Annotated in this window: 16 protein-coding genes; 10 read left to right on the top strand and 6 right to left on the bottom strand. The window is 72.0% G+C overall.

What is annotated here, in order from left to right:
* Window positions 1-68 precede the first annotated feature (68 nt).
* From ACFVSN_RS23240 to ACFVSN_RS23230, 3 genes are all read left to right on the top strand, one after another.
* Window positions 69-2405 (top strand): M4 family metallopeptidase, encoded by a 2337-nt coding sequence (locus tag ACFVSN_RS23240; protein ID WP_387956496.1) that lies wholly within the window; start codon window positions 69-71, stop codon window positions 2403-2405.
* Between the two features lie 217 nt (window positions 2406-2622).
* Entirely contained in the window at window positions 2623-4386 is a 1764-nt protein-coding gene (locus ACFVSN_RS23235) for a carbohydrate-binding module family 20 domain-containing protein (protein WP_387956495.1), read from the top strand.
* Between the two features lie 114 nt (window positions 4387-4500).
* Window positions 4501-4722 carry a hypothetical protein gene (locus ACFVSN_RS23230; protein WP_380446987.1) on the top strand — a complete coding sequence of 74 codons (222 nt, stop codon included), beginning with the start codon at window positions 4501-4503 and terminating at the stop codon, window positions 4720-4722.
* A 29-nt stretch (window positions 4723-4751) separates the two neighbouring features.
* On the opposite strand, the gene ACFVSN_RS23225 is transcribed toward ACFVSN_RS23230, so the two are convergent.
* Window positions 4752-5549 (bottom strand): SDR family oxidoreductase, encoded by a 798-nt coding sequence (locus tag ACFVSN_RS23225; RefSeq protein ID WP_387956494.1) that lies wholly within the window; start codon window positions 5547-5549, stop codon window positions 4752-4754.
* Between the two features lie 379 nt (window positions 5550-5928).
* Between ACFVSN_RS23225 and ACFVSN_RS23220 the strand changes: the two genes are divergently transcribed.
* On the top strand, window positions 5929-6987 hold the full coding sequence (locus ACFVSN_RS23220; protein ID WP_380446984.1) for an alpha/beta hydrolase: 1059 nt from the start codon (window positions 5929-5931) through the stop codon (window positions 6985-6987).
* A gap of 241 nt (window positions 6988-7228) precedes the next feature.
* Window positions 7229-7963 carry a hemerythrin domain-containing protein gene (locus ACFVSN_RS23215; RefSeq protein WP_380496948.1) on the top strand — a complete coding sequence of 245 codons (735 nt, stop codon included), beginning with the start codon at window positions 7229-7231 and terminating at the stop codon, window positions 7961-7963.
* Window positions 7964-8146: 183 nt separating this feature from the next.
* On the opposite strand, the gene ACFVSN_RS23210 is transcribed toward ACFVSN_RS23215, so the two are convergent.
* A complete protein-coding gene (locus ACFVSN_RS23210; protein ID WP_387956493.1) occupies window positions 8147-8764 on the bottom strand; it encodes a DUF6891 domain-containing protein in 618 nt (205 codons plus the stop codon).
* Between the two features lie 64 nt (window positions 8765-8828).
* Between ACFVSN_RS23210 and ACFVSN_RS23205 the strand changes: the two genes are divergently transcribed.
* A complete protein-coding gene (locus ACFVSN_RS23205) occupies window positions 8829-9791 on the top strand; it encodes a DUF1152 domain-containing protein (RefSeq protein WP_387956492.1) in 963 nt (320 codons plus the stop codon).
* 66 nt (window positions 9792-9857) lie between these two features.
* Here ACFVSN_RS23205 and ACFVSN_RS23200 read toward each other — a convergent pair whose 3' ends face one another.
* Together ACFVSN_RS23200 and ACFVSN_RS23195 are read right to left on the bottom strand one after the other, a co-directional pair.
* Window positions 9858-10403: an FHA domain-containing protein gene (locus ACFVSN_RS23200; protein ID WP_387956491.1), complete on the bottom strand. Its 546-nt coding sequence runs from the start codon at window positions 10401-10403 to the stop codon at window positions 9858-9860.
* A 120-nt stretch (window positions 10404-10523) separates the two neighbouring features.
* Window positions 10524-11072: a DUF1697 domain-containing protein gene (locus ACFVSN_RS23195; protein WP_380446972.1), complete on the bottom strand. Its 549-nt coding sequence runs from the start codon at window positions 11070-11072 to the stop codon at window positions 10524-10526.
* 88 nt (window positions 11073-11160) lie between these two features.
* Here ACFVSN_RS23195 and ACFVSN_RS23190 point away from each other — a divergent pair, with 88 nt between their 5' ends.
* Window positions 11161-11631, top strand: a complete 471-nt coding sequence (locus ACFVSN_RS23190) for a pyridoxamine 5'-phosphate oxidase family protein (RefSeq protein ID WP_380446970.1) — start codon at window positions 11161-11163, stop codon at window positions 11629-11631.
* Between the two features lie 22 nt (window positions 11632-11653).
* On the opposite strand, the gene ACFVSN_RS23185 is transcribed toward ACFVSN_RS23190, so the two are convergent.
* On the bottom strand, window positions 11654-12010 hold the full coding sequence (locus tag ACFVSN_RS23185) for an arsenate reductase family protein (RefSeq protein WP_380446968.1): 357 nt from the start codon (window positions 12008-12010) through the stop codon (window positions 11654-11656).
* A gap of 165 nt (window positions 12011-12175) precedes the next feature.
* Between ACFVSN_RS23185 and ACFVSN_RS23180 the strand changes: the two genes are divergently transcribed.
* The 3 genes from ACFVSN_RS23180 (at window position 12176) to ACFVSN_RS23170 (ending at window position 16325) form a co-directional block, all read left to right on the top strand.
* The gene (locus ACFVSN_RS23180) at window positions 12176-13393 is read left to right on the top strand and encodes a cytochrome P450 (protein ID WP_387956490.1); all 1218 of its coding nucleotides are present in this window, start codon (window positions 12176-12178) and stop codon (window positions 13391-13393) included.
* Between the two features lie 264 nt (window positions 13394-13657).
* Window positions 13658-14695 carry a PP2C family protein-serine/threonine phosphatase gene (locus ACFVSN_RS23175; RefSeq protein WP_387956489.1) on the top strand — a complete coding sequence of 346 codons (1038 nt, stop codon included), beginning with the start codon at window positions 13658-13660 and terminating at the stop codon, window positions 14693-14695.
* A 265-nt stretch (window positions 14696-14960) separates the two neighbouring features.
* A complete protein-coding gene (locus ACFVSN_RS23170; RefSeq protein WP_387956488.1) occupies window positions 14961-16325 on the top strand; it encodes a hypothetical protein in 1365 nt (454 codons plus the stop codon).
* A 108-nt stretch (window positions 16326-16433) separates the two neighbouring features.
* Here ACFVSN_RS23170 and glnA read toward each other — a convergent pair whose 3' ends face one another.
* Entirely contained in the window at window positions 16434-17846 is a 1413-nt protein-coding gene (gene glnA / locus ACFVSN_RS23165; RefSeq protein ID WP_380446960.1) for a type I glutamate--ammonia ligase, read from the bottom strand.
* Window positions 17847-17953 lie beyond the last annotated feature (107 nt).

Here is a 17953-nt window from a genome sequence, read left to right as displayed (position 1 = left end):
CCGCAACCCCGCGGCCCAGGTCGCCCTCCACCGTGCGCACACCCGCGCCGGTCGGTTAAGGAGTCCGCATGTCCCGCTACGCCCACGCCCGGAAGGCGGCGGTCGTCATGGCCGCCACCACCGCGCTGCTGGTGACCGGCATCCCGGTCATCGCCCAGGCGGCCGCCCCCGACGCGCCGACGGTCGTCGCCCAGCAGCTCTCCGCCCGTGCGGAGCTCCTCTCGTCGGCGAACCAGCAGGCCGCGAGCCTCGCCCAGAGCATCGGGCTGAGCGGCCAGGAGAAGCTCGTCGCCAAGGACGCCGTCCAGGACACCAACGGCGACCGCCACCTGCGGTACGAGCGCACCTACGCCGGCCTCCCGGTCCTCGGCGGCGACCTGGTCGTCCACCAGACCGCGGCCGGCGCCACGAAGGGCGTGACCAAGGCCAGCGACGCCGTCCTGGCGGGCCTGGACACCACCCCCGCGCTCGCCGCGCCGAAGGCCCAGGAGAGCGCGCTGGCCGCCGAGTCGGGCGCCGCACTGGAGGCCGCACCGCGCCTGGTGGTCTTCGCCGCCAAGGGCACCCCGCGGCTCGCGTACGAGACCGTCGTCACCGGCAAGGGCGACGACGGCACGCCGAGCCGCCTGCACGTCGTCACCGACGCGGCGACCGGCGAGGTGCTCGGCAAGAACGAGACCATCGAGACCGGCACCGGCACCGGCGTGTACGTCGGCAACGTGCCGCTCACCACGACCCAGAGCGGCGGGCAGTACCAGCTCAAGGACGGCACCCGCGGCGGCCAGTACACGACCAACATGAGCAACGGCACGTCCGGCAACGGCACGCTGTACGCCAAGTCCACCGACACGTGGGGCAACGGCCAGGCCAGCAACGGCGAGTCCGCGGCCGTGGACGCCCAGTACGGCGTCGCCGCGACCTGGGACTTCTACAAGAGCGCCTTCAACCGCAACGGCATCCGCAACGACGGTGTCGGCGCGTACAGCCGCGTCCACTACGACAACAACTACGTGAACGCGTTCTGGGACGACTCCTGCTTCTGCATGACCTACGGGGACGGCTCCGGCAACACCCACCCGCTCACCGCGCTCGACGTGGCCGGCCACGAGATGACGCACGGCGTCACCGCCGCGACCGCCGCGCTCAACTACTCCGGTGAGTCCGGCGGCCTCAACGAGGCCACCTCCGACATCATGGGCAAGATGGTCGAGTGGAACGCCAACCTGGCCTCCACCCCGCCGAACTACTTCATCGGCATCCAGCTCAACATCAACGGCAACGGCACCCCGCTGCGCTACATGGACCAGCCCTCCAAGGACGGCTCCTCGGCGGACTCGTGGTACTCGGGCGTCGGCAACCTGGACGTCCACTACTCGTCCGGCGTCGCGAACCACTTCTTCTACCTGCTGTCGGAGGGCAGCGGCGCGAAGAGCATCAACGGGTTCAACTACAACAGCCCGACGGCCAACAACGTCACGGTCGCGGGCATCGGCCGGGACAAGGCCAAGCAGATCTGGTACAAGGCGCTCACCGCCTACATGACCTCGACCACCGACTACGCCGCCGCGCGCACGGCGACGGTCAGCGCGGCCACCGACCTCTACGGCGCGAACAGCAACGAGGTCTACCAGGTGGGCCTCGCGTGGGCGGGCGTCAACGTCGGCCAGGCGCCGCCGAACCCGGGCGGCGTCAGCGTCACCAACCCGGGCAGCCAGTCCACCGCGCTGAACGGCTCGGTGAACCTGCAGATCCAGGCCTCGGGCGGCACTGCGCCGCTGTCGTACGCCGCCACCGGCCTGCCCACCGGCCTGTCGATCAACTCCTCGACCGGTGTGATCTCCGGCACGGCCTCCACCGCGGGCAACTACAACACGACCGTCACGGTCACCGACGCGGGCGGCAAGACCGCGACGACCAGCTTCTCCTGGGCCGTCTCCGGCGGTGGCGGCGGCTGCACGCCGGCGCAGCTGCTGGGCAACGCGGGCTTCGAGACGGGTTCGGCGGCGCCGTGGACGGCGTCGAGCGGTGTGATCGACAACAGCGCGTCGCAGGCGGCGCACGGCGGCAGCTGGAAGGCGTGGCTGGACGGCTACGGCTCGGCGCACACGGACACGCTGTCGCAGACGGTGACGATCCCGGCGGGCTGCAAGGCGACGCTGAGCTTCTGGCTGCACATCGACACCGCGGAGACGGGTACGACGGCGTACGACAAGCTGGCGGTGTCGGTCAACGGGACCACGCTGAAGACGTACAGCAACGTGGACGCGGCGGCCGGCTACCAGCAGCGGACCTTCGACCTGTCGGCGTACGCGGGCAAGAGCGTCACGCTGAAGTTCACCGGCACCGAGGACGCCTCGCTGCAGACGAGCTTCGTGATCGACGACACCTCCATCCAGACCGGCTGACCTTCGGTCGGTAGGCGGGGCCCGGCAGCCGAGGCGGCTGCCGGGCCCTCGTCGTGTCCCGGTTCTCCGACGGCTGCGGCTACTGATGCGGAAACGTTTCGTCCCGTGCCTTGACGGTGTCTCCCGGTGGCTCTAGGTTCGCTGCAAGTTTCCGGCAAGTTACAGAAACTTCCTGCACCTTGGCTGCCCCACCCCAGCCGCCCCCCTTGGAGACGACGTGGTCACCACCGCCCCCACCCTCCCCCGGCCTTCGGCCGGGAGGACCCGCCGGCCCGCCCGCGCGGCCGGAGCGCTCGCCGCCTCGGCGGCGCTGGCGCTCTCGTTCACCGCGGGCCTCGGCGCCCCCACCGCCCAGGCCGCCCCGCCCGCCGACAACGGCAAGGACGTCACCGCGACCCTCTTCGAGTGGCGCTTCGACTCCGTCGCCCAGGCCTGCACCAGCACCCTCGGCCCGAAGGGCTACGGGTTCGTCGAGGTCTCACCGCCCCAGGAGCACATCCAGGGCCCGCAGTGGTGGACCTCCTACCAGCCGGTCAGCTACCGGATCGCCGGACGGCTCGGCGACCGGACCTCGTTCAAGAACATGGTCGACACCTGCCACGCGGCCGGCGTCAAGGTCGTCGCCGACACGGTGATCAACCACATGACGGCCGGCTCGGGCACCGGCACCGGCGGCACCGCCTACACGAAGTACAACTACCCCGGCGTCTACCAGGACCAGGACTTCCACACCTGCCGCCAGCCGGTCAGCAACTACCAGGACCGCACCAACGTGCAGGACTGCGAGCTGGTCAACCTCGCCGACCTGGACACCGGCAGCGCGTACGTCCAGCAGACCATCGCGCACTACATGGACGACCTGGCCTCGCTCGGCGTCGACGGCTACCGGATCGACGCCGCCAAGCACATCGCCGCCTCCGACCTGGCCGCGATCAAGGCCAAGATGGCCAACCCCAACGCCTTCTGGGTGCAGGAGGTGATCTACGGCGCGGGCGAGCCGATCCAGCCGTCCGAGTACACCGGCAACGGCGACGTCGACGAGTTCCGCGTCGGCACCGACCTCAAGCGCGTCTTCACCGGTGACAAGCTCGCCAACCTCAACGGCTGGGGCGCCTCCTGGGGCTACCTGCCGAGCGGCCAGGCGCGCAGCTTCATCGACAACTGGGACACCGAGCGCAACGGTTCGACCCTCAACTACACCTACGGGAACACCTACACGCTGGCCAACGTGTTCCTGCTCGCCTCGACCTACGGCTCGCCCAACGTCTACTCCGGCTACGCGTTCACCAACAACGACGACGGCCCGCCCAACGGCGGCACCGTGAACGCCTGCTACCAGGACGGCTGGAACTGCACCCACGCCTGGCGGCAGATCGCCAACATGGTCGGCTTCCGCAACGCCGTCGCCGGCACCGGCGTCACCGACTGGTGGTCCAACGGCAACAACGCGATCGCCTTCGGCCGCGGCAACCGGGGCTACGTCGCGATCAACCACGAGACCGGCGCGATCACCCAGACCTTCCAGACCGGCCTGCCCGCCGGCACCTACTGCGACGTCCAGCACGGCGACCCGCAGCCGGGCGGTGGCTGCACCGGCCCGACCTACCAGGTCGGCGCGAACGGGCAGTTCACCGCGACGGTCGGCGCGGGCGACGCGGTCGCGCTGTACGTCCAGCCCGGGACGAACGCCTCCGGCGCCTCGTTCAACGTCAACGCGACGACCTCGTACGGCCAGAACGTCTACGTCGTCGGCGACAACCCGGCGCTGGGCGCCTGGGACCCGGCCAAGGCGCTGCCGCTCTCGTCCTCCGGCTACCCGGTCTGGTCGCTGGCGCTGTCCCTGCCGGCCGGCACGTCCTTCCAGTACAAGTACGTCCGCAAGGACGCGAGCGGGGCGGTGACCTGGGAGTCCGGCACCAACCGGACGGCGACGGTGCCCTCCTCGGGGACGGTCGCGCTGAACGACACCTGGCGGCCGTAGCGGGTCGGGGATCCCCGTCGGCCGCGTCAGCGCGGTGTGACGGGGATCCCTCCTGCGGGTGGACCGACTGTTTCAAACCCCCGTTTCGGGCGAAAGCGCTGACACCATCGCGGGATGAGCACCACCCCCGTCGTCCTCGACGTCGAACTCTGCGGCGGGCGTTGGGACGGCCACCGCAAACGCGTCAACGCCGCCGCCCCGCCGCCCTCGCTGCGCATGCTCCTGCGGGTCCGGCTGCCCAGCGCCGAGAGCGGCGAGTACTGGCCCACCACCAGCGTCTACCGGCTGGGCGGGGAGGGCGGGGAGCTGCGCTACCGCCACTCGCACGACGAGTGACGAGTGACGCGTGACGTGACAGTGGTGGGTCAGCCGCGTCCGATGTACGGCATCGCGGTCGCCATCACCGTCGCGAACTGCACGTTCGCCTCCAGCGGCAGCGCCGCCATGTGCCGCACCGTGCGCGCGACGTCGGCCACGTCCATCGTCGGCTCCGGCGCGATCCGCCCGTCCGCCTGCCGCACCCCGGCGCTCATCGCCGCCGTCATATCGGTGGCCGCGTTGCCGATGTCGATCTGCCCGCAGGCGATCCGGTACGGGCGGCCGTCCAGCGAGAGCGACTTGGTCAGCCCGGTGACGGCGTGCTTGGTCGCGGTGTAGGCGATCGAGTGCGGGCGCGGGACGTGCGCGGAGATCGAGCCGTTGTTGATGATCCGGCCGCCCTGCGGGTCCTGGGCCTTCATCTGCCGGAAGGCGGCCCGGGCGCAGAGGAAGGCGCCGGTCAGGTTGAGGTCGACGACCGCGCGCCAAGCGTCCACCGCCAGTTCGTCCACCGGGACGGCCGGGCCGAAGCCGCCCGCGTTGTTGAACAGCAGGTCCACCCGGCCGAAGCGCTCGGCGGCGGCCGCGAACAGCGCGTCCACCGCCGCCGGGTCGGTGACGTCGGTCGGCACGACGGCGGCCGGGCCGCCGGCCAGCCGGGCGGTCTCCCGCAGCGGCTCCTCGCGGCGCCCGGCCAGGACCAGCCGCCAGCCGGCGGCGCCCAGCTCGACCGCGACGGCCCGGCCGACCCCGCTGCCGGCTCCGGTGACGACGGCGGTCCCGGTGACGACGGCGGTCCCGGTGCCGGCGGCGGTTCCGGTGTCGGCGGCGGTCTGCTGGGACATGGCGGCGCTCCTCGTTCTCGGGTCCGAGCCGGCTCGGTTCTGAGCCGATCGTCGCCGATCGGCGGGGCCGCCGTCACTGGTGCAAGGACCCAAAGATCGCGTCGCTCGGCGCATTGTCCGCTGTGTACCCCGCCGTCCGGCGGGGGCCGCACGGGACATGTGAGGGGTTTTACCTGATCGCGAACAAACATTGGATTTCCGGTGGCCGACGCGCAACCGGCCCGCCCCGGCCCACGTCATAAGATCGCAGGACGGCGCGCTGCGGCGAGCCGCACTTCCGGGGGCCGCGCCGAGGCGCCCCCGGGCCTGTCCGGCCCCACCCGGGGGCCGCCGCCCGGCCAGCCGGCCCGGGCGCGTCATCGGTCGGAGAGTCCTCACCGTGCTTAGGCAGTCGTCCCGTTCCCGCGCCGTCCTGACCGGTGCCGCCGTGCTCACCCTGGCTGCCTCGCTCGCCGCCTGCGGGAGCTCCGGTGGCGGGAAGGGGGACAGCGCCAAGGCGGCCGGCACCCCGAGCGCGGCCGGCACGAGCTCGGTCCCCGGCGACCCGGCCGCCGCCACCGGCGCCCCCGCGCCGACCGGCGCGGCCCCGGCCTCGGGCGGCAAGGTCCAGATGCCGACCGGCCAGCCCTCGCTGACCAAGGTCCGCGACACCGCCGCCGGCCCGATCATGATGACCAAGCTGGCCGGCCCGAAGTCCGGCGTCACCGGTCAGGTGTGGGTCTGGCTGCCGCCCGAGTACAACGACCCCAAGTACGCGAAGACCGGCTTCCCGGTGCTCACCCTCTACGCGGGCGGCCAGAGCAACGGCTACAACACCTGGACCGACAACCAGCTGCCGATCCAGGAGGAGGACGAGCAGCTGGTCAAGGCCGGCAAGGCCCACCCGTTCATCATGATCATGCCGGTGCAGAACTTCAACAGCGACGAGAACAACGCGCTGGACTGCTCCGACATCCCCGGCCAGCCCAAGATGGCGACCTGGATGGCCCAGGACATCCCGGACTGGGTCCGCGCCAACTTCCGCACCCTGAAGGGCCGCGACAGCTGGGGCATCATGGGCGCCTCCACCGGCGGGTTCTGCAGCGCCAAGCTCTCGCTCCAGTACCCCGACGTGTACAAGGCCGCCGTCCCGATCGACGGCTACTTCATCCCGGACTCCCACTTGTGGAAGGGCCACGACGCCGAGCGGATGGCCAACAACCCCGACGTACTGGTCACCCAGGGCAAGGCCGACGTGAAGATGCTGGTCACCGCCGGCGGCGCCAACGGTTACGAGAAGGGCGTGGTCAAGAGCTGGGTGGCCAAGGCCGCCCCGCCGGTCGCCATCGAGTACTACGAGCAGCCCGGCGGCAAGCACCTGACCTCGGACTTCAAGAAGATGATCCCGGACACGCTGCAGTGGCTCACCAAGAACCTGGCGGGCCCGGCGGCCGACTGACGCCGTCCGTGCGGACACACCGACCGCCGGTGCGGGGGAGCGATCCCCGGCACCGGCGGTTCTTTTCATCCGGCACTCTCCCCGGCCGTGCGGCACCGCCGTCGGCCGGGCCGCGCAAAAGGCTGTGACCTGCGCGTCAATCGGACATTGATTCACCTCTGATCGACTGCACGCACAGTGAACGGGGCCGCCTTCCGGGGGCCGTGATCCGCACGACCCGCCGATTCGTGAAGAGAGTGCCATGCCGATCCACCTGCTGCCGCCGCCGTCCGCCACCGCACCCGAGCGGACCGAGGACGAGGAGCCACAGGCGGTCCGCTTCGCCGGGCTGCGGTTGGTGCACGCCGCGCTGCGCCGCGACCTCGCCCGCCTGCCCAACGCGCTGCGGCTGCTGCAGCCCGGCGAGGACGCCAAGGGCGAGGCGCTGCTGCGGCACTGGGACTTCGTGACGGCGATGCTGACCTGCCACCACGAGCAGCAGGACACCCGGATCTGGCCGATCGTGCGCCGCTTCGCGCCCGAGCTGCGGCTGCTGCTCAACTGGCTGGAGGCGGACCACCACAACCTCGACCACTCGTTCACCCGGGTCACCACGCTGGTCCGGATCGCCAGCCGGGACACCGGGAGCGTCTGGCCGGTGGCGTACGCGATCGAGGACCTGGCGGCCCGGCTGGAGACGCACCTGCGGATCGAGGAGCGCCAGCTGCTCCCGCGGATGGCCGGGGTGTTCGCCGACAACTCGCGGGTCGGCGGCCTGCCCGAGCTGCTGGCCCTGCTGCGCTCGGCCGACGGCCCGGGCTCGGCCGACGCGTTGGCCTGGCTGCTGGAGGGCGTGGAGCCGTCCGTCGTCGACCGGCTGCTGGCCGAGTGCGACGACGACGTGGCCCGCTCCTGGCCGCACTGGCGGGCGACCTACGAGCGCTGCACCTCGCCGCTGTGGGGGCCGGTGGGCGACTGGGGGATCCTTCCCGACTGAGCCCGGGGCCCTTTCGCAGGCCGTCGATCTACGCGCGTGGCAGTGTCACGGGCATATGCGGTGACCCGCGTGCGGGCCCCGGCGCAGGCGGGGCACGCGTGGGCAGGCGGGGGTAGGCGGGGCACGCGTGGGCATGCGGGGCACGCCTGGGCAGGCGCGGGCATGCGGGGCACGCGTGGGCGGCTACTCCGGCAGGCGGTTCAGCCACTCCAGCGGGGCGACCAGGATCGCCCTGTCCGGCGAGCCGTCCCACTCCACCGACAGGCCCTCCGCCGTCAGCGCGGCCACCACCTCCCGCCCGATCCCCACCGTCCGGAGCGCCGCCGCGTCCGCCGAGCCCTCCCCGTCCGGCCCGTCGGCCGCCCGGAATCCGCCGTAGCGCAGCATCAGACCCTGCCCGGCGGCGGCGCGTTCGGTGTCCTGCTGGTGGAAGAACACGAAACCGCGCGAGTTCTCGTCGGCCTCGTCGCCGATCTCCGCGTAGCCGCAGCTCGCGCAGCAGGTGAAGTCCATCGCCGCGACGACGCCCTCCCCCTCCAGAGCGTCGAAGGCCGCGCCCAGCCGGTCCACGTCGGTGACCTCGGGCCAGCCGGCCTGCTCGGCCAGCCGCTCCTCCCAGAGCGGAGCCACGATCAGCTCCGCCTCCTCCTCCGTCAGCCCCTGGTCGTCGAGGAGTTCGGCCAGGGACCCGGCTATCTCGTCCGGCTCCTGGAAGCCGCACCGGATCAACTCGCGGGCCCGGTCACGGGCTTCGCTGAGCACCTCGGGGTCGAGCTCGGGCATCGGCGTCTCCTGCGTCATGCCCGCATCCTCGCACCCGCCACCGACAGCGCCCCGGTCGCACGGGCCTGCTACCGTCCCGGCGGTGACCTCGCTGCTGCAACCCCCGCTGATCACCCGCCTGCTGGCCGCCGACCGCATCCTCGTCGCGGGCGCCGGCGGCGGCTTCGACGTCTACGCCGGCCTCCCCATCGCGCTCGCCCTGCGCGCCGCCGGCAAGGAGGTGCACCTGGCCAACCTCTCCTTCACCCACCTCTACGGCCTGCCCGGCGAGGTGTGGTTCGAGCCCGACGTGGCCAGGATCGGCCCGGACACCGCGGCCCCCGAGGGCTACTTCCCGGAGCGCACCCTCGCCCGCTGGCTGCACCTGCACGGCATGCCCGACACCGTCTGGGCGTTCCCCTCGGTCGGCGTCCAACCGCTGCGCGACGCCTACCGGCTGCTCATCGGCCACCTGGGCGTCGACGCGGTCCTCCTCGTCGACGGCGGCACCGACATCCTGATGCGCGGCGACGAGGCCGGGCTCGGCACCCCCGAGGAGGACATGGCCAGCCTCGGCGCGGTGGCCGGCCTCACCGAGGTGCCGGAGCGCCTGGTCGCCTGCCTGGGCTTCGGCGTCGACGCCTACCACGGCGTCAACCACTCGCTGGTGCTGGAGAACCTCGCCGCCCTCGACCGGGCCGGCGGCTACCTCGGCGCCTTCTCCGTCCCCCGCGACAGCCGCGAGGGCGCGCTCTACCTGGACGCCGTCGAGCACGCCAGGGCCGCGTTCCCCGAGCACCCCAGCATCGTCAACGGCTCGGTGGCGGCGGCGCTGCGCGGCGAGTTCGGCGACGTCCGCTTCACCGACCGCACCAAGGACGGCGAGCTCTTCGTGAACCCGCTGATGGCGATCTACTTCGGGGTCACGGTCGAGGCCCTGGCCGCCGAGCACCGCTACCTGGACCGGCTCGAACGCACCGTGCTGACGCGGCAGATCAGCACCGTCGTCGGGGAGTTCCAGGACGAGCTGCCGAAGCTGCGCCCGCCCCGGCAGTTCCCGCACTGACCGCTGCGGCTCGCCGGCCCCGCCGTGCGCTCATCCGTGCGCTCATCCGTGGGCTCATCCGTGGGCTCAGCCGTTCGCGAGGCGGAACTCCAGGTTGCCGAACCGGACCTGGTCGCCCGGGCGCACCCGGACACCGCCCGCGATGCGGTGCCCGTTCACGTGGGTGCCGTTGGTCGAGCCGAGGTCGTACAGCACCCAGCCGCCGCCCTCGTGCCGCAGTTCGGCGTGGTGGCGGGAGACCGAGGCGTCGTGCAGCCGCAGCCCGGAGCCGGGGATCCGACCGATCGTCAACTGCGTCGCGCCGGCCTGCGGGAGGTTCAGTCCGGGCAGCCTCTCGATGCGCCAGGCCCGGCCGATCCGCTCGCCGAACGCGGAGATCCGGCCCACCGTCCGCAGCACGAACCGCTCCGCCGGGCCGCCGGTGGGCAGGTCGGCCATCACGGCGTCCAACTCGGCGCGGCTGGTGGCCTGGAGGACGACCTCCATCCGGCCGAGGAAGGTGTCGTGCGAGAGCCGGCCGCTGCCCGCGCCGTCGCGCAGCACCCCGAGGGCCCGGTCCCGTTCGTCCTCGGACGGCCGGACGGCGTGCGTCCGGATCTCAGGCTGCGTCATGTCCCGATTGTCGGCGGCGCCGTGCCCGGCTGTCCAGGTTCCGGCCGCCAGCCGCCCGGTGTTCCCGCCTCCCCCCGGGAAGCAGGACACCACCGGGCGGCCGGCGGTTCCGCCGGCCGGTCAGGATTTCCTGGCGGCGGCCAGGATCTTCTCCGTGGTGTGCAGGAAGCGGGAGGTGACCGAGCCCTGGTAGCGCTTGTCGAACAGGTCGTTGGTGACCCACCTGCCGTCCTTCAGGTGCACCACGACGTACGCGGCGCCGGCGTCCGCCCCGAGCACGTCGTAGTCGCCCTTCGGCGAGGTGTGCGGCGCGGCGAGGTCCGCGGGCAGCGGCTCGGAGAGGAAGGCGATCACCAGCCGGACGTCCGGCGTCACCTCGACGCCCCGGAACGGCTCGGCCGCCAGCAGGGCGGCCACCTCGTCGACCGTGCGCAGCATCACCGGGACGGGGTAGCCGAGCGACTCCGCCAGGTGCCGCTCGATGCGCCGGGTGAGGGCGGCGCGGTCCGGCTCGTCCGTCGTGAAGAACACGTTGCCGGTCTGGATGTACGAGCGGACGCCGGCCAGCCCGAGCTCGGTGAAGAGCGCCCGCAGCCGCTCCATCTTCACGGTGCGGCCGCCGACGTTGATGGCCCGCAGGAACGCGATGTACGTGGTCGTGGTGGTCACCCGGCCAGTCTGGCACCGCCCACCGACAAGGCCTTCGCGGCGGGCGGCGGGCGGGGCGGTTGTCAGCACCCGGTGCCAGACTGGCGCCATGGCTACCTGGCAGGATTTCGAGCAGGAGGCCCCCGACATCGCGCCCCTGGTACGGGCCCGGTTCGAGGCCAACAAGCACCACGTCCTGGCGACGCTGCGCAAGGACGGATCGCCCCGGGTGAGCGGCAGCGAGGTCGACTTCATCGGCGCCGACGCGATGCTCGGGTCGATGTACGGCTCGATGAAGGCCCGCGACCTCCAGCGCGACGGCCGCTTCGCGCTGCACTCGCACCCGGGCGACGAGACCATGGCGGGCGGCGACTCCAAGCTGTCCGGCCGCGCCGTGGAGCTGACCGACGAGGCCGAGCTCACCGCCTACGTCGCCGATCTGCCCGAGCCGCCGCCCGGCCCGTTCCACGCGTTCCGGCTCGACCTGGAGCAGGTGGTGCACACCGGCCTGGCCGACGGCCACCTGTGGGTCTTCAGCTGGCACCCCGGCCGGCCGGTGGAGCGCACCATGCTCCACTGACCGGCCCGGGCGCCGGGCCGCGCTACGGCAGGACGGACTTGACCGCCTCGGGGGTCCGGGCCACGACGGCGTGGCCGTCGTCCGCGGTGATGATCGGGCGCTGGATGAGGATCGGGTGCTCGGCCATCGCCGCGATCCAGCGCGCCCGGTCGCCGGGCTCCTTGGTCCACTGCTTCATCCCGAGGTCCTTGGCGACCTGCTCGTCGATGCGCGTGATGTCCCACGGCTCCAGGCCGAGCCGCTCCAGCACCGCCTCCAGCTCGGCCGCGCTCGGCGGGTCCTCCAGGTAGCGCCGCACGGTGTACTTGGCCCCGGCGGCCTCCAGCTCGGTCAGCGCCGACCGGCACTTGCCGCAGCGGGGGTTGATCCAGATCTCCATGCCGCCCACCCTACCGAGCGCCGCCGTGCCCGACGGACCGCGCTCCGGCCCGGACCGCGGACCCGAACCGGCCGTGCCCCGGGAACTCCCGGGCGCCCGCCGGTGGTTCACGAACCGGAAACAGCGGTCCGGGCCCGGGACACCGGCCGGGGAGGGGAGCAGCGGATGGACGGCGCGGCGATCGTCGAGCACCTTCTGACCAGCGAGGGCAGGGCCGATCCGTACCCGCTGTACGCGCGGGCGCACGAGCTGGGCGGTGCCGCCCCGGCCGGGCCCGGCTTCCTGCTGGCGCTCGGCCACGGCACCGCCGACCGTGTGCTGCGCACCCCCGGCTTCGGCGTCGCCACCCCCGAGATGCAGGCCGGCCTGGCCCCCGAGTTCGCCGAGCACTCCTCGCTGGACCTGTTCGGCCGCTCGATCCTGGAGCGCGAGGCGCCCGACCACGCGCGGGTCCGCTCGCTGATCGCCTCGGTGTTCACCGCCCGCAGGGTCGCCGCGCTGCGGCCGGCCGTCGAGGCCGCGGTCGCCGGGCTGCTCGAGGAGATGGCCGGGGCCGGTGCGGACGGCTCGCCGGTCGACTTCATGGACGCCTTCGCCCACCGGCTCCCGGTCGGCGTGATCTGCGAACTGCTCGGCGTCCCCGAGGGCGACCGCCACCTCTTCCGCGACCTCGCCGCGGACCTCACCGTCGCCCTGGAGTTCGTCCAGGACCCGGCCGAGCTCGACGTCGCCGACGAGGCCGCCGACGAGCTGGCCGGGTACTTCACCGGGCTGGTCGCCGAGCGCCTGCGCCACCCCCAGGACGACCTCGTCACCGACCTCGCCCGGATCGCCGCGGACGACCCCGCGCGCCTGACCGGCCGCGAGCTGCTGGCCAACCTGGTGCTCCTCCTGGTGGCCGGCTTCGAGACCACCACCAACCTGCTCGGCAACGGCCTCGCCCTGCTCTTCCGCCACCCCGGCACGGCCGCCGCCCTGCGGACCGGCGCGCTCTCCCCGGCCGCCTTCACCGAGGAGGTGCTGCGCTACGACGCACCGGTCCAGCTGACCTCGCGGATCGCGCTCGCCGAGGGCCTCACCGTCGACGACCTGCCCGCGCCGCCCGGCAGCACGGTGCTCGTCATGATCGGCGCCGCCAACCACGACCCGGCCCGCTACGACCGCCCGGAGGTCTTCGACCCGACCCGCACCGGCAGCCAGCCGCTCAGCTTCGGCGCCGGGCCGCACTTCTGCCTGGGCTCCCGGCTGGCCCGCCTGGAGTCCGAGATCGCGGTCGCGGCCGTGCTCGACCGCTTCCCCCGGCTCGCCCCGGGCGGCGTGCCCACCCGTCGCGACCGCCTGGTCCTGCGCGGCTACGAGACGCTCCCGGTCACCGTCTGCTGACCCCCGCCGGGGCCGGTCACCCTCCGCCGACAGGCCCTGCGCCGACCGGCCCGCCGCCGACCGGCCCTCCGCCCGTCACCCTCCGCCGCCCGCCCCTGACCGCACGCATCCGGGACGTTCGACCATTCGTGGCGGGGTCCACCGTGGTGGAGCATGGAGGGACGAACCGGGTCATTCCGCCCGGTGGTCCAGGAGGTTCCCGCCGTGCCCGCAGCGCCCCGCCCGCCGTTCCGGGCGGCCGTGGAATCCAGGGTGCCGCGTTGGGTGCCCTGGCTCCCCGTCCTGCTGCTCGTCCTGGACCTCCTCACCGAGGCGATCGTCCCGGACGCCGTCGCCGCCGGGTTCCTGCTCACCGCGCTGCCCGTCGTCGCGGCGTTCAGCTACGGCCCGGCGGTGACCGCCGCGACCACCGTCGGCTCGGTCGCCCTCCAGCTCGTCCTCGCCCTGCGGGCCGGCCACATCGACGAGCAGCACCACGTCTGGGTGTACATCGCGACGCTGCTCTCCGGAGTGATGGGCACCGCCCTGTCCTGGCAGCGGATCCGGCAGAACCGCAACCTGCTGCACGCCCGTACCGTCGCCGAGACGCTCCAGCGCACCGTGCTGCGCCCGGTCCCGGACCGCGCCGGCGGCCTGCGGGTGGCCGGCCTCTACCGCCCGGCCCAGGCCGAGGTGCTGGTCGGCGGCGACCTGTACGAGGTGTGCGACACCCGCTTCGGCGTGCGGGTGCTGCTCGGCGACGTCCGCGGCAAGGGCCTCGGCGCGGTACGGACGGTGGCGGACGTGCTGGGCGCCTTCCGGGCCACCGCGCACGACACCCCCGACCTGGTCGAGATCGCCGACCAGCTGGACCGCGCGGTGCTCCGTGACGCCGCCGACCGCGGCGACGACGAACTGTTCGCCACCGCCGTCCTGCTGCAGTACCGCCCGGGCTCCGACTGCGTGGAGATCGTCAACCGCGGCCACACCACCCCGCTGCTGCTCGCCGGCCGCACCATCACCCCGATCGCCTGCCCCGACGAACTCCCGCTCGGCCTCGGCAACCTGGCGCCCGCCGACGAGCACGGCAAGCCCACCGCCGTGGCCCTGCCGCCGGGCAGCACCGTCCTGCTCTACACCGACGGCGTCAGCGAGGCCCGCGACGCCACCGGCACGTTCTACCCCCTGGCCCCACGCCTCGCCGCCCTCGGCACGACGTCCCCGGACCGAGTGGTCGCCTTCCTCGCCCAGGACGTCCACGAGTACGCCGGCCTCCTCGCCGACGACCTCGCCCTCCTGGCCCTCACCCCCGAGCCCACCTGACCCGGGCCGGGCTCCGTACCGCGCGTGTCCTCTGCTTCGGCTTTCGGTCACCAGAGGCCGTGTTCGAGCCAGTCATGCAGGATCGTGGATCCTCAACTGCCCATCCGTACAATCCTGTTGGTGTCGGCGCCGTGCGCCTGCCCCGGAACTTCCAGCGTCCCGCCCGATGCTGTCACCGCACCGATCGTGCACCCGCCAATACCGAGCCTCCACTGCGTGTCTTCCGTCCGCATCGTGTGAAACGCCGAGGTAGGGAGTCCTCATCGTGCCCTCTTTGCTGCACTACGCCGTCGTCACGGATCCGACCTCGCTGCAGGCGTCGCTGCCGGGGGCACCGTCGGTGGGAACGGTGTACGTGATCGTCTCCAACACCCACCAGTCCGAGGTGAAGTGGGAGTTCATCGACGTGGAGATACCGGTGGGCAGCGGCCGCGACGACCTGACGGGTGATCCGACGGCTATCAGTGCGAGCATCGAGAAGGACTACACGGTCTGGCGGGAGGAAGACCCGACCTTCGGCTGGGACGGCACCCTCGGCCGCTTCAGAGCGCATGCCCCCTCCGGGGGGAGGCTGACCCTGCCCGACGAGGAGTCGCTGGTCCTGGTCCTGGAGAACATCCCCGTTTCCGACCTGGCGGGACCGGTCCGCCTGAAGATCCACGAGCGGTCCGGCGGCGGTGACGACAACATCCCCATCCGGCGGGCGAATTTCACCACCACTCTCGGAGTGGTGAAGCAGGCTCCGAGGATCCCGCGCAACTTCCGCCCGGAGAGCAACTCCTTGGTGGACGTGGACGCGGGCCGGAACGTCGTTCTGCGGTGGGACGGGCCGGACAACCTCGACTACTGGATCCGCGATCCGCAGGGGAACGAGCTGCTCGTCCAGTCGGCGGCCAAGGGACCGCAGGTGACTCAGCAGTCCTACACCTGGTCGCCGCCCACCCCGCCGAAGCGAGGCACCACCTACGTCCTCATCGCCGGGACGGCCGGTGCCGGGCAACAGTCGCAGGGCTACTTCCTCACCACCACGGTCCATGCGCTCGTCCCCGAGTTCGACGGCGGGACGCGCACTCCGTGGGTCGAGGGGACGCCGAGCGGGAGCCGCGTCGACTTCTCCCCGGAAGGGGTGGAGATCCGGAACGGGACCGGCGCTCGGGGGACCGTCACGGCCGGTACGGCGGACGTGGAGCGCGTGAACACCGGGTCGGTGCACGGCCGGGATTCCGACGACGGCTGGATCGACTTCCCGAAGGCCGGAATCCGGGTCCGGGACGGACAGAACGACCTGGGCACCGTCAAGGCCGGGAAGGCCGACCTGGACGACCTGCTCGCCGGCGAGGGACGGGTGAAGGGCCGCCTCGTCGTCCAAGGGGGCTTGGAGGTCAGCGACGAAGGCGAGCGCGCGCTGGAAGCCACCGACAGCGGGGTTCAGGTGTACAACGGGCTGTCGGTTTCCGGAGGCGGCGACATCGAGGGCGTACTCGAGCTCCACAACGGCATCTACGTCCACATCGACGAGCTCAACTACGTCTCGGCGGGCACGGGTATGGGCGGGATGACGATCAAGGGCAACCTCGCCGTCACCGGAACGATCCTGGCCGAGACCGACACGCTGGGCAGGAAGGTCTGAACCGCCCAGCCGCCGGACCCCGGAACGACGTATGTGCAGGCCGACGGATCGCCGGCCTGCACATACGGGAGTGGATCCACCCGCGATTCCGCGGGCGGGACGTGCCTCTTACAGGTCGTAGTACAGCTCGAACTCGTGCGGGTGCGGGCGGAGGGCGATCGGGGCGATCTCGTTGGTGCGCTTGAAGTCGATCCACGTCTCGATCAGGTCGGGCGTGAAGACGTTGCCCGCGAGGAGGTACTCGTGGTCGGCTTCCAGGGCCTCCAGGACCGCCGGGAGGGAGGAGGGCACCTGAGGGACGTTCGCGTGCTCCTCGGGGGCGAGCTCGTAGAGGTCCTTGTCGACGGGCTCCAGCGGCTCGATCTTGTTGCGGATGCCGTCGAGGCCGGCCATCAGCATCGCCGAGAAGGCCAGGTACGGGTTGGAGGACGGGTCAGGCGCGCGGAACTCGATGCGCTTGGCCTTGGCGTTGGAGCCGGTGATCGGGATGCGGATCGCGGCCGAGCGGTTGCGCTGGGAGTAGACCAGGTTGACCGGCGCCTCGAAGCCCGGGACGAGGCGGTGGTAGGAGTTCACCGAGGGGTTGGTGAACGCCAGCAGCGACGGCGCGTGCCGCAGCAGGCCGCCGATGTAGTAGCGGGCGGTGTCGGAGAGTCCGGCGTAGCCCTGCTCGTCGTAGAAGAGCGGCGAGCCCTCGGTCCACAGCGACTGGTGGACGTGCATGCCCGAGCCGTTGTCGCCGAAGATCGGCTTCGGCATGAAGGTGGCCGTCTTGCCGTTGCGCCACGCGACGTTCTTGATGATGTACTTGAACAGCATCAGGTCGTCGGCCGCGTGCAGCAGGGTGTTGAACTTGTAGTTGATCTCGGCCTGGCCGGCGGTGCCGACCTCGTGGTGCTGGCGCTCGACCTCCAGGCCGGACTTGGCCAGCTCCAGCGACATCTCGGCGCGCAGGTCGGCGAAGTGGTCGACCGGCGGGGTGGGGAAGTAGCCGCCCTTGTACTTGACCTTGTAGCCGCGCACGTCGCCCTCGGCCGCACCGGTGTTCCAGGCGCCGGCCTCGGAGTCGATGTGGTAGAAGGACGCGTTCGCGCTGGTGTCGAACCGCACCGAGTCGAAGACGTAGAACTCGGCCTCGGGCCCGAAGAACGCGGTGTCGGCGATGCCGGAGGAGGCGAGGTAGGCCTCCGCCTTCTTGGCGACGTTGCGCGGGTCGCGGCTGTAGGCCTCGCCGGTGACCGGGTCCTGGATGAAGAAGTTGATGTTGAGGTGCTTCTCGGCCCGGAACGGGTCGAGCCTGGCCGTGGCGAGGTCCGCGACGAGGGCCATGTCGGACTCGTGGATGGCCTGGAAGCCGCGGATCGACGAACCGTCGAACATCAGGGTCTCGGACGGGTCGAAGGTCGCCGCAGGTACGGAGAAGTGCTGCATGACGCCCGGCAGGTCGCAGAAGCGGACATCGACGAACTTGACGTCGTTGTCCTGGATGAACTGCTTCACTTCGGCGGCGTTGTTGAACAAAGCATCCTCCTCGGCGTGCGAATGCGGCTCACCCTAGGAACGGTCCGTTTCCGACCGGTGACCCGCTCGTTTCCTAGATGTTAACCACACCCGCCGAACGGGCGGCA

Source organism: Kitasatospora sp. NPDC057904 (genome assembly GCF_042887925.1).
Taxonomy (GTDB): Bacteria; Actinomycetota; Actinomycetes; order Streptomycetales; family Streptomycetaceae; genus Kitasatospora.
This window is presented reverse-complemented; position numbering and strand designations above follow the sequence as displayed.

Excerpts from the sequence above, each read along its gene's own strand:
- ACFVSN_RS23240 (WP_387956496.1), top strand. The coding sequence starts at position 69 with ATGTCCCGCTACGCCCACGCCCGGAAGGCGGCGGTCGTCATGGCCGCC.
- ACFVSN_RS23180 (WP_387956490.1), top strand. The coding sequence starts at position 12,176 with ATGGACGGCGCGGCGATCGTCGAGCACCTTCTGACCAGCGAGGGCAGG.
- ACFVSN_RS23225 (WP_387956494.1), bottom strand. The coding sequence starts at position 5,549 with ATGTCCCAGCAGACCGCCGCCGACACCGGAACCGCCGCCGGCACCGGG.
- ACFVSN_RS23210 (WP_387956493.1), bottom strand. The coding sequence starts at position 8,764 with ATGACGCAGGAGACGCCGATGCCCGAGCTCGACCCCGAGGTGCTCAGC.
- ACFVSN_RS23200 (WP_387956491.1), bottom strand. The coding sequence starts at position 10,403 with ATGACGCAGCCTGAGATCCGGACGCACGCCGTCCGGCCGTCCGAGGAC.
- ACFVSN_RS23185 (WP_380446968.1), bottom strand. The coding sequence starts at position 12,010 with ATGGAGATCTGGATCAACCCCCGCTGCGGCAAGTGCCGGTCGGCGCTG.
- ACFVSN_RS23215 (WP_380496948.1), top strand. The coding sequence starts at position 7,229 with ATGCCGATCCACCTGCTGCCGCCGCCGTCCGCCACCGCACCCGAGCGG.
- ACFVSN_RS23190 (WP_380446970.1), top strand. The coding sequence starts at position 11,161 with ATGGCTACCTGGCAGGATTTCGAGCAGGAGGCCCCCGACATCGCGCCC.
- ACFVSN_RS23230 (WP_380446987.1), top strand. The coding sequence starts at position 4,501 with ATGAGCACCACCCCCGTCGTCCTCGACGTCGAACTCTGCGGCGGGCGT.